Genomic DNA, 8,608 nt, shown 5'->3' on the forward strand with positions numbered 1-8,608 from the left:
TCCGATGGCAGCAGGATACGGTCGCCGGCCTTGAGCACGGCAAAAAACGCCGCCGAGATTGCCGCCATTCCGGAAGGGAATGCGACGCAGGGCGCGTCCTCCAGATGGGCCAGCATATGCTCGACCGCGTCCCAGGTCGGGTTGCTGAATCGCCCGTACTGGTTGAAGCCGGTGGCGTCGCCGGGCGCATGAAAGATGGCGGCCATGGTCAGCGGCAGGGGAATGGAATCGCCCATGGCAAGCCCGCTGCGACGCAGGTGAGGAAGCGCTGCAGCGCGTGACTTTGCTGTTTCAGACATCGAATTTCAGACCCTGTTGGTGACCGGCTGGATGTGGCGAGACGCTATGCCCGGCAGCGGCTCGCGGCAAGGCGCGTCCGGTTGGGCCAGGCGGCTCTAAACGCTTCGTTAGTATAACGAACTCGCAAGCGATTGTATTTCCATCACAAAATGGAAATCCGTTACCGCCCGTTACCGCTCCCGTTACCGCTCTGTTCGCGACCCTTAATTCTGGCGTCAGCAAAGCGGTCGGCGGCCTCAAAGACAGCCCGGTCATAGACTCGTCCGGTCGTCTGCGTCCCGCTATGCCCGGCGACCTTCGACGTATCCTCGAGCGAAGCGTTGCCGGCGCGGCCCTCGGTGATGCCGGATGCGCGGAGATCGCGGGCCCACATCGTTCCCGGGATGCCTGCCTTCTTCCGATCGAGCCGCCAGCGATAGGCGAAATTCTTTGGCCGGTAGGGAATGCCGCTGTCCTCGCAAACGACGATCGGACCGACTCGCTTCTCGAGCGGCACCCGGTTGATCTCCTCCAAAACCATGGGCGCCTTGGACAGGGGGTAGATGATCCGCTTGCCTGTGGTCTCATTGGTCTTCGACGGCGTGTACCTGAGCACCATATGTTCGTCGATATCTTCCCAGCGCAGCCCGAACCATTTCTCGCCAGTTGCCGGGTCCAGTACGGCAGACAGGCCGCCTTCGTTCAGCGGATACCATTGGCCGATGACGTCCCACAGGCGCAAGGTCGTCTCGAACGCGAAGGCGTAGGTCAATGCCGACGATTGACGGCCGGCGGCGCGCGCAGCCGCCCTGGCGGCGACAACCTGGTCGGCGGAGATGACGGCCGTCCGCGGCGAAGACCGGGGAAGCGACTTCTTCGCCTCGCGCAGCATCATCAGGAGTTCGGCACAGCCGTCGAACCGGCACATGACGCCAAAGCTGAGAGCGGACTCGAGGATGGACCGACACATCGCCGCGGTGGCGAGGTTGGCGCCGCCGTTTGACCAGAGGCGGTGATAGCGGATGATGTCGACGCCGCTGATCGCATCAACGCGCCTGGCGCCGATATGGCCCTCAACCTTGGAGAGAAAGCCAACGTAGGTGCGGCGGGATGCCGGCTTCAGTTTCTTGAATGGGCTTTCGGCATGGCGCTGGTAGATGGTGAGCAGTGACTTGACCGATCCGTCGAATGCAGTCGGATCATTGCGATATCCGGTGCGCCAGAGGAGCATGTCGGCTTGTAGCGAGTCGCATTTCGCCTTTAGCATCTCCGGCTGATCAGCAAGGGCCGACAAGTTCACCGTCTTTGGAGAAAACCCCTTTTTGACGTCGACTTCATCAGCGACCCAAACAGGCGTCATGCCGCCGGCGCGCTTCATCCATTTGAGGCCCGGGGCTTTCGTCTTGTCCATGCGCTGTCATCCTCCTTGCCGTCCGGCTTGCCCTTGGCATCCGCCGGCAGGCCGAGGTAGTTCTCATAGAAGCGCTTGACGAGCGGCACAGGTCGCCCGCCGTGAAAGGCATCAATAGCAGGGAACCCTGGCCTCTGCGCAAGGGTCGGAAGGCGTTCCTTCACCCATTTTTCGGCCGCCAACCGTCCAACCAAAGCTTCGGCGATCTCGCGGTCGCCTGCGAACATCGGCAGATCGTCGAGTTTGGTTGGCGGAATTCTGGTCACGGAGCGGTGACCTCCGGCGTATTGCGCTCAGCGGCGCGCTCGACATAAGCCCAGTCCGGTGCCAGGCCATGATTGATCGAATTGCCGGCGAGTCGGTACTGGTGCCGCGAGACGCTGATCTTGACGAACGTCCTCATGCCAGGCGACTCGAAGTCGGCGACGCGGTGGATCACTCCTTGGTCAAGGCGAAGCAGATGCTTGTCCGGATAGGTCTTGAACGGCCCACGCTCGGCCTTGGCTTCCATCTCATCAAGGGATTTCGTGTGATCTTGGATGAAAGTGGTTGCCTCGTCCGGCTCCCAGAACAGCGTGCCCCTCGAGTCCGACCAGATATAGTTCAGGTCGTCGGTCATGAATCCGTCGGAGTGCCAGCCGCGGCGGTTGCCAGGGTTTTCGTGCGTCACCCAGAGGGTCTTGGCGGTGATGTAGACGTAGCTATCGAGCCACCTCATGCTGGCGACGTCGCGGTAGACCGCATTCACGATATCTTCGAACTGCCGCAGGTTTGACGGGATGACGACCTTGAACCGGTCCGCCATCTTGATCGGGCAATAAAGCCAGAACATCATCTCCTTCGGCGAGAGATCGACAAGGCCTAGATCGACCGGCTTGAAGCCGTAGAGGTTATCCCGCATGGCCGAGATCCTCGAAGATGTAGAGCATAAGCTCCATCTGGATGAAGACCGCGCAGCACCCGACGTATTTCAGGTTGAGTTCGCCAGGGATCGCGCCGCCGGTCTTGAACGCATGGAAATGCCGCTCCTCGTCGGGCACGTCGGTCCGGACGACGGCCCACAGCCAGAACATGCCGGCCACATCCGCCATGCGGATGATCTCGGCGCCGGCCGGCAGTTTCATGGTGAAGTGCTCTTGGACCGGCATCTGGTAGCGGTAGATCACTCGGCCGGTCGCATCCGACACCTTTTGGCCGCGGACCGCTGGATCCCATTGATCGGCTTGAACGGTCATGCGCTCGCTTCCTTTGCTGTCTTGATTGCCTCCGCTCGCTTTTCGGCTGCCTTCTGGAGATCCTTCCGGGCCTCATCGATATCACGAAGGGCAGGTAGAACGTCCCTGCCTACCGCCTTGAAGAACGATCTCACTCCTTCCTGGTGGTCTCGGATGTAGTGTTCGCCGAGTTTTTCCTTGAAGACTTTCAGGAATGCGTCGGCGCCATATCCAATCATGGCTTCAAGCGCTCTGACCTCGGTTTCGTTCAGAGTGATCGACGCGCCAAAAGTTAGCGTGGCAGTGGTGCGCACGGACATTCAATCCTCCTTCGCATGGTTCGGCTGTCGAGACTCGATGAGGCGCCAAAGCGCACTGCGCTGTCCGTCGCCTATCTTGGCGATGAAGGTCAGAGGGTCGCGACTGAACCGCTCCCATGAACTGCCGCCGCGGTCGAGGTTTCCCGGTTCAATGACGCCGGCCCCTACAAGCTCATCCATATCGAGGTTCATTAGAATGAGGCAGGCATTGTAGAATTTGCGCTGCGCGCGCTCCTGCATCGGGGTGTCCGAAGATTGTATCTGTTTTTCGGACACTTCGAGACGGCTACCGACTTCGTTGATTTCGGCACAAGCTTCGCATCTCGCGGCCCTTCCGCAGAGGCCGCACTTGTCGTCATCGCCTCGTACGGCGTCTGGCATCCCCTCAAGCATGTGCTGCACCATGGCCGTGGCCTGGATGGCGTCGAACAGATTGGTGCCGATTGGCTTGTGCTCCATTGGTCCGAACTGGCTGTTCTCGTTGAACGTCTTCTTGAAGCTGATGCCCGCGTCAGGACTGAAATTCTCTGGCAGGCGCCATTGGAGGAACCGGTCGACCATGTGCTTGATCTGATCTTCGGTCATGACTGCTCGCTCCGCACCGCATAAGGACCGTCGGTCTGTGCCCGCCACCAACCGCGGAAATCATCCGTGTCAGCCGGCTCACACACCATGAGCAGGCTGGGGGCGAGCGGACCTCCGAAGTGAAGCAGTTCGAGATAGATATCCGCGCCATTGGCGATAGCCTGGCGCTGACTGTCTGTCAGACTGAACCTGCTGATGGCGCTCACTCCTTTGCGACCAGGCAGGGTGCGCAGCGGCCGATACTGCGGCTGTTCCTTGGCATAAACAGTTTCGAACTTCTCAAGACCTGGAATGACCGGTCCGTTAAATGGGTCCAGTATGTCAAACATGCGTTGTTTCTCCTTTGTAGCCGCGCCCCTTGCCATGGTTCGGATACCAATTGCCGTACCAGCGCTCTTTGCGGCGGATTGGCCCGTAAGCCGTTTCCCAGCGGGACAGTCGGTTTTTTGGCTCAACATCCTGACGGCAGTGCGGGCAAACTTCTTGATCGTCACAGATCGCCACTTCGCAGCACGTCGTGAACAGGGTGCTGTTGTTCGGGCAGTCGAGGAACACGGTAGCCATCACGCCGCCGCTCTAATCTCGTCACGTATCTCCATCCAGAGCTTGCCGAGCATGTTCTGGCCGTCGCGGTTTGGTCCCCAACCCCAAAAGTCATCTCTCCATGAATTCTCGACCAACTGGCGATCGCCAGTCGCAAGGAGTTTCCGGCGCACATATTCGTGCTGATCGGCCTTAGCGTGGAGGATCTCACGCATGACGTCGACCTTAACGTAGTCCCAGTCTGGCCGGCGATGATGCTTGTTGCGTTCAGCGATTTTGAACGCCTCATGCGCAGACGGCGCGAGGATGATGTTGTGCATCAAACTCCACTGCTCCGCAGTCGGAACGCCTGGCTTGAATTTCATAAAATGGTAGACCGCTTCTGACGTATCGAACCGGGCTAGACCGTCGCGCGGCGTCCACTCCCACATAATGGTGAAGGCCGAGAAATTCGACAGGACATAGAAATCCTGCTCGTAGAAGCAAACTCGCTCCTGTGTGTCGAGACCGTGGCATTCGATGGTCGGCAGCGGCGGCTTCGGACACGGTCCACTATAGCCGTGGAACTTGAACATTTGCTCACCGGCCGGCATTGGCTCGCCGCAGATGTCGCACTTGGCTATTTCGTCAGTCATCAGAAATCGTCTCCATTGTGAGGATGGCCGGCTTCGAACTCGCGGTCTTCGCGCCGCGCCTCCATGATGTCGTCCGGGTCAGGCTCGCTCTCTTCCCAAGGGCAGACGCCGCCAGTCTCTTCCTCAAGATCGCACTGGCGAGGCGAATAGGCGCCGCACCAAGGGCAGAGCTTGCCGCCGCGGGACTCGTTGTCCTCTTCGGGCGTCATCAGCTTCCATGCGTCATAATTCTCTAACACTTGCCCACCTCCCATTTTTGATGATCGGCATTGTGCCGTGCTGGATCTTGTCCAGTTCATTTTCGGCCTGCGTTTTCCAAGAAAGATGCCGGTGATTTACACAGGCCCGATTGCCGCATGAATGAGCGGCTTGATGGTCTGGTGTCGGTGGACGCCCATGTGTTTCACGACAAATAAGGCGGTGGACGTTGTGCGATTTGCCGTTGATCCGCATTTGCCCGTAGCCGACGCCTGATCGTGCATACGGCCATTCCAAACACTCGTCGCCACGAAATGGCACGACCGTTTCTTTGTAGAAGTGCTCTGGTTCGCCATGCGTCGTCCCAAGATCGCCGCCATACAGTGGATCGCCATGCGATCTCAATCGTTCATAATGAGCGCTGCACAAGCCTCGGCTTTTCTGCGTCTTCGCACATCCATCAATGGAACATAGTGGCGCTGAATTGGTCATGTCTTCCTCGCATTTCGAATGATCAGTTCTGCCTGCTCATCGTCCCCAGTGACGTTGTAGAGCGCTAGGGCGACGCGAAGCGGGTCGATGAGGTGCTTCTCCCAGAAGGCGCGCTCCCCACCCGCATGCTGCGCGTCAGGCCCCTCAGTGTGCAGCGACCGATGAAGGGGAACTGTCCATCTATCATCAGATTTCCGGCCGCCACCGGTTTCACCCTTTCCGTAGACCGGATCGGCATAGCGGACATGCGCGGCGTCGACCGGCCGCTTGCCGCTGATCAAACAAGGTAGGCCGCGGATCCATCTCAAATGGGCACCGTCTTCCTTGCGTGGCCGCTTCTGGCCTTTGACCGGGGAGTTGGTGAAGGCTTCGGGATGGTAGGGGACTCGACCGGCCATCAGGCGACTGCCGCGTGGTTCTGCCGGACGCGCAGCGGATTATGATAGCCGGCCGGGAGGAAAGATTGGAGGTCGCGCTTGATATAGTGCTTCTTCCTGAGCGCCTGCATCTTGTCGATCATGCGCAGGGTGTAACCCGGCCAATCCGTCGTCCTCGTGATCTCCTTCAGATAGTTCGCTTTGCCGATCTTGTAGAGATCAACGAACTCGTGAGTGGCGTCGACGACAGCAAGCGACGCTTCGATGTCGAGCGTCGGTTCAAGGCTGACCCATGTGAAGATGCCGGCTTTGTGGAAAGCCTTCAGCGTCGAAATGCGGTTATCAGGATCAGCCGCGTTGCGTTCCCATTTTCGGGAAAAACGCGCATCGACGCTGGTCAAGGTGGTTGCGAACGCATCCCGGTCCGGACGGAATCGGCTGATGTCCTGAAGCGCGCGGCTGCCGCCCTTCGTCAGCGTGCAGAAGCCGAGACCATGGCCGGCCAGGATATGCAGTACGAGTCCAGTCAGGCTGTTGTCGCCTGGATGATAGGGATCGGTCGTGAACGACAGCATGACCTGTTCGGTGATGCCAGCCGCTTCATACTTCTTGGCGTCAGCGAGCAGCCGCTTGTCGAAGTCGGCCCGGTCGACGGCGCCGGCGTCGAACTCCGGCCGCGGCTGCTTGGTCACCAGTGGCACGTAGCAATAGGCGCAGCCGTGACCGCACCCGCGATAGGGATTGGTGGCAAGTGGCGCATACTCGCCGGCCTGCCCCTTCGGCGCATAGATGATCGAGCAGCCTTTGATGCTGACGCCGTCCGGATTGATGGTTGCCATTGTGGTCCTCACAAAAAATCGGGCGACAGGCGGTAGCCGCCGTCGGTCTTGATGATCAGGTCGAGCGCGGCGAGCTCGCGCAGCCCGGTGGTGAGCCCGCTGGACGTGCGTGAGACCTCCGCGCGGTCCGCAATGGTGTCCAAGTCCATCTCCGCGCCCTGTGCGGCCTCCAGCGCGCCCAGCATGCGTGCGTAGGACGATGGCAGGCGCTCCTTGAAGGCGGCGAGCCCCGGCGGCGCTGTGATGCCTGCTTCAGCCTCGACAGCCACGTAGCGGCCATCGCCGCGGTCCTGGATGCGCGGGGAGGCCGCCGCCTCGGTCATGTACTTCCGGAATGCGCTCGATCGCGACGAGATGCCGGCGCGCTTGGCAGCGACCTGCAGGCTGATGCCGAGCGGGTAGGCGGACACGACGGCGTCGACCACCTTGCGCGAACTCGGCGACATTTTCGGCTCATTGTACGGGCCGTCGTAGCCTCCATCCAAGACGGGCTCGCGGGTCTTTACGCCGCGGATGAACTCTCGCTGTGGGCCTTTCGAAACCAAATGCGTGATATCGATAGCCTCTGCACCGCTTGGCATGCTGACCGGGCCGATCTCGGTCCACACCGTTTGATCCGGTCCGCCTGCAAGATCGACGCCGATATGGACGGGCTTCGGCGGCCGCGGCCGGTCGAGGAACTCCTCAAGCGCCACCCGGATCGCCTCGGCGCCGGCGGCAAAGCCATCCTCTCGCCCCTTGTCCATTCCCTCGCCATAGCCGCGCGCGAAGCCTCGCTTCTCGGCTGTGGCGATCTCAGCCGGATCGGCCGCGCGCGGCGCCGTACTCTTTTGATCGACCGTCGGCGGCGCCTTGGAGGCCTTCACTAGTTCCGCCAGCGCCCGCTGGATGGCGGCAGGCGTTGCCGACGGCAGAACGGTGCTGCCGGGCTTCGGCGCCTCCGTGGAGGCCTTGAACATGCGATCGCGCACCGGTGTCGATGCGAGGGCGGGCCCGACGACATAGAACTCGCCCGGCTTGAACGCCTGCATGTCGACAGCTTCCGAAGAGCGCGGTCCAAAACCAAGCAGATCGGCAACCGCGCGGCGGTCGGCGCTTTGCTCCACTCGGCCGAGAAACTTGTTCTCGCACTGGCCGAGCACGTCGTTGTTGATGAGACTCAGCCGCTGGGTGGCGAAGATGGCGCCAAAGCCCCTCTTGCGGCCGGCGGTCGCCAAGTGGGTGATCGCCTCGCTCGAGGCAACGACGCCCTGCTGCGGCGCCCACAGATGTGTCTCGTCCAGCATGACGATCGTTGGATGCCAGAGATCCGACTTGGCCCGCATCATGCCGGCGACAAACCGGCCGATGAACGATCGCTTCTCCTCAAGGGTCCAGTCGCCGATTTGCAGGATTGTGGAGACGCCGACCTTCAACAGGGTAAGCGCCAGGTCGCCGGCATCCTGCGTCTTGCTCAGCGGCGCGTCGCCATGGTCCCCGCCGATGATGGCGTATTCGCGCTCGGCCGTCCGCAGCGTGTGGAACTCGTCCTCGACATCAAGGATGATCTGCTGGAACTTGCCATAGGTCGCCTCGAGCAGCACCCGAGCGACGGTCGACTTACCGGATCCAGATGCGCCTTGAAGCAGGCATCGTTGGCCGCGGAACGTCTCGAGATTGAAATCGATGTTGGCTGCGATCTTCATGGCGTCTCGTTCTCAAGGCCGATGTCGGCG

The 8,608-nt window shown here is 60.8% G+C and carries 15 protein-coding genes; all 15 read right to left on the bottom strand.

Going from position 1 to position 8,608, the window contains the following annotated elements:
- Positions 1-299, bottom strand: a 299-nt coding sequence (locus EN879_RS14690) for a PLP-dependent transferase (protein ID WP_206520951.1), incomplete at its 3' end; no start/stop codon positions are given.
- Between the two features lie 161 nt (positions 300-460).
- Positions 461-1,690 (bottom strand): hypothetical protein, encoded by a 1,230-nt coding sequence (locus EN879_RS14695; protein ID WP_063168483.1) that lies wholly within the window; start codon positions 1,688-1,690, stop codon positions 461-463.
- Positions 1,654-1,917, bottom strand: coding sequence for a hypothetical protein (locus tag EN879_RS14700; protein WP_063170268.1), 264 nt, complete (start codon positions 1,915-1,917; stop codon positions 1,654-1,656). The genes EN879_RS14695 and EN879_RS14700 overlap by 37 nt, the downstream gene beginning before the upstream one ends.
- A gap of 35 nt (positions 1,918-1,952) precedes the next feature.
- Positions 1,953-2,591, bottom strand: a complete 639-nt coding sequence (locus EN879_RS14705) for a hypothetical protein (RefSeq protein WP_063168482.1) — start codon at positions 2,589-2,591, stop codon at positions 1,953-1,955.
- A complete protein-coding gene (locus EN879_RS14710) occupies positions 2,581-2,925 on the bottom strand; it encodes a hypothetical protein (protein ID WP_063168481.1) in 345 nt (114 codons plus the stop codon). Before EN879_RS14710 ends, EN879_RS14705 begins: the two co-directional genes overlap by 11 nt.
- On the bottom strand, positions 2,922-3,224 hold the full coding sequence (locus EN879_RS14715) for a hypothetical protein (protein ID WP_063168480.1): 303 nt from the start codon (positions 3,222-3,224) through the stop codon (positions 2,922-2,924). The genes EN879_RS14710 and EN879_RS14715 overlap by 4 nt, the downstream gene beginning before the upstream one ends.
- Positions 3,225-3,785 carry a hypothetical protein gene (locus EN879_RS39420; protein ID WP_206520952.1) on the bottom strand — a complete coding sequence of 187 codons (561 nt, stop codon included), beginning with the start codon at positions 3,783-3,785 and terminating at the stop codon, positions 3,225-3,227.
- A gap of 20 nt (positions 3,786-3,805) precedes the next feature.
- A complete protein-coding gene (locus EN879_RS14725; RefSeq protein ID WP_127224487.1) occupies positions 3,806-4,138 on the bottom strand; it encodes a hypothetical protein in 333 nt (110 codons plus the stop codon).
- Positions 4,131-4,373, bottom strand: a complete 243-nt coding sequence (locus EN879_RS14730) for a hypothetical protein (RefSeq protein WP_127224488.1) — start codon at positions 4,371-4,373, stop codon at positions 4,131-4,133. The genes EN879_RS14725 and EN879_RS14730 overlap by 8 nt, the downstream gene beginning before the upstream one ends.
- A complete protein-coding gene (locus EN879_RS14735; protein WP_063168478.1) occupies positions 4,373-4,987 on the bottom strand; it encodes an NADAR family protein in 615 nt (204 codons plus the stop codon). Before EN879_RS14735 ends, EN879_RS14730 begins: the two co-directional genes overlap by 1 nt.
- Positions 4,987-5,226: a hypothetical protein gene (locus EN879_RS14740; RefSeq protein WP_127224489.1), complete on the bottom strand. Its 240-nt coding sequence runs from the start codon at positions 5,224-5,226 to the stop codon at positions 4,987-4,989. The genes EN879_RS14735 and EN879_RS14740 overlap by 1 nt, the downstream gene beginning before the upstream one ends.
- On the bottom strand, positions 5,210-5,677 hold the full coding sequence (locus EN879_RS14745) for an HNH endonuclease (RefSeq protein ID WP_082826492.1): 468 nt from the start codon (positions 5,675-5,677) through the stop codon (positions 5,210-5,212). The genes EN879_RS14740 and EN879_RS14745 overlap by 17 nt, the downstream gene beginning before the upstream one ends.
- Positions 5,674-6,075 (bottom strand): DUF968 domain-containing protein, encoded by a 402-nt coding sequence (locus EN879_RS14750; RefSeq protein ID WP_063168476.1) that lies wholly within the window; start codon positions 6,073-6,075, stop codon positions 5,674-5,676. Before EN879_RS14750 ends, EN879_RS14745 begins: the two co-directional genes overlap by 4 nt.
- Positions 6,075-6,893, bottom strand: coding sequence for a radical SAM protein (locus EN879_RS14755; protein ID WP_063168475.1), 819 nt, complete (start codon positions 6,891-6,893; stop codon positions 6,075-6,077). Before EN879_RS14755 ends, EN879_RS14750 begins: the two co-directional genes overlap by 1 nt.
- 8 nt (positions 6,894-6,901) lie before the next feature.
- Positions 6,902-8,578 (bottom strand): DUF87 domain-containing protein, encoded by a 1,677-nt coding sequence (locus tag EN879_RS14760; protein WP_063168474.1) that lies wholly within the window; start codon positions 8,576-8,578, stop codon positions 6,902-6,904.
- Between the last annotated feature and the right edge of the window lie 30 nt (positions 8,579-8,608).

Origin of the sequence: Mesorhizobium sp. M7A.F.Ca.AU.002.02.1.1, assembly GCF_003998535.1 — a bacterium.
GTDB classification, from domain to species: domain Bacteria; phylum Pseudomonadota; class Alphaproteobacteria; order Rhizobiales; family Rhizobiaceae; genus Mesorhizobium; species Mesorhizobium ciceri.

Excerpts from the sequence above, each read along its gene's own strand:
- EN879_RS14700 (WP_063170268.1), bottom strand. The coding sequence starts at position 1,917 with ATGTTCGCAGGCGACCGCGAGATCGCCGAAGCTTTGGTTGGACGGTTG.
- EN879_RS14725 (WP_127224487.1), bottom strand. The coding sequence starts at position 4,138 with ATGTTTGACATACTGGACCCATTTAACGGACCGGTCATTCCAGGTCTT.
- EN879_RS39420 (WP_206520952.1), bottom strand. The coding sequence starts at position 3,785 with ATGGTCGACCGGTTCCTCCAATGGCGCCTGCCAGAGAATTTCAGTCCT.
- EN879_RS14730 (WP_127224488.1), bottom strand. The coding sequence starts at position 4,373 with ATGGCTACCGTGTTCCTCGACTGCCCGAACAACAGCACCCTGTTCACG.
- EN879_RS14715 (WP_063168480.1), bottom strand. The coding sequence starts at position 3,224 with ATGTCCGTGCGCACCACTGCCACGCTAACTTTTGGCGCGTCGATCACT.
- EN879_RS14705 (WP_063168482.1), bottom strand. The coding sequence starts at position 2,591 with ATGCGGGATAACCTCTACGGCTTCAAGCCGGTCGATCTAGGCCTTGTC.
- EN879_RS14760 (WP_063168474.1), bottom strand. The coding sequence starts at position 8,578 with ATGAAGATCGCAGCCAACATCGATTTCAATCTCGAGACGTTCCGCGGC.
- EN879_RS14755 (WP_063168475.1), bottom strand. The coding sequence starts at position 6,893 with ATGGCAACCATCAATCCGGACGGCGTCAGCATCAAAGGCTGCTCGATC.
- EN879_RS14695 (WP_063168483.1), bottom strand. The coding sequence starts at position 1,690 with ATGGACAAGACGAAAGCCCCGGGCCTCAAATGGATGAAGCGCGCCGGC.
- EN879_RS14710 (WP_063168481.1), bottom strand. The coding sequence starts at position 2,925 with ATGACCGTTCAAGCCGATCAATGGGATCCAGCGGTCCGCGGCCAAAAG.
- EN879_RS14735 (WP_063168478.1), bottom strand. The coding sequence starts at position 4,987 with ATGACTGACGAAATAGCCAAGTGCGACATCTGCGGCGAGCCAATGCCG.
- EN879_RS14750 (WP_063168476.1), bottom strand. The coding sequence starts at position 6,075 with ATGGCCGGTCGAGTCCCCTACCATCCCGAAGCCTTCACCAACTCCCCG.
- EN879_RS14745 (WP_082826492.1), bottom strand. The coding sequence starts at position 5,677 with ATGACCAATTCAGCGCCACTATGTTCCATTGATGGATGTGCGAAGACG.